The sequence below is a fragment of the Pseudoduganella sp. jia 9 genome (assembly GCF_055502615.1).
Genome location: NZ_JBUPWE010000046.1, coordinates 1 through 531, shown reverse-complemented (window position 1 = coordinate 531; position 531 = coordinate 1). Strand labels below are relative to the sequence as shown.

General features: G+C 46.9%; 2 tRNA genes and 1 rRNA gene. All 3 read left to right on the top strand.

The features are described 5' to 3' along the window. Positions 1–31 precede the first annotated feature (31 nt). Positions 32–108, top strand: a tRNA-Ile gene (locus tag ACY34H_RS30050). A 24-nt stretch (positions 109–132) separates the two neighbouring features. Then, positions 133–208: transfer RNA gene (locus ACY34H_RS30045), tRNA-Ala, on the top strand. A 224-nt stretch (positions 209–432) separates the two neighbouring features. Then, positions 433–531, top strand: a 23S ribosomal RNA gene (locus ACY34H_RS30040); the annotation flags it as partial.

Below are 531 nucleotides of genomic sequence, written 5' to 3'. Positions count from 1 at the left end.
AAGAAACAGTGGCACCGCTAGGTAACAATGCGGGTCTGTAGCTCAGCTGGTTAGAGCACCGTGTTGATAACGCGGGGGTCGTTGGTTCGAGCCCAACCAGACCCACCACGTATCAAGCACAAGTAATTCCCAGGGGGATTAGCTCAGCTGGGAGAGCACCTGCTTTGCAAGCAGGGGGTCGTCGGTTCGATCCCGTCATCCTCCACCAACGCATCTACTCAAGATATTAAACGTAAGCGTGACGAGTTCACTTTTATGTTTAGTCTTTTAGAGACTACTGCTGTTTCGTTCTTTAACAATCTGGAAGAAGTAAAGTTTTATTAAGCGTATTCAGCAATGAATACACTTAGGGTAGTGTTCCGAAAGGAACGCATACAAAAACTCATCAAACATAGTAGTAAATGCTTGAAGGTATAGCCGTCAAGGTTATAGGGACAAGTGAATAAGTGCACATGGTGGATGCCTTGGCGATTACAGGCGATGAAGGACGTAGAAGTCTGCGATAAGCTTCGGGGAGCTGACAAACGAGCA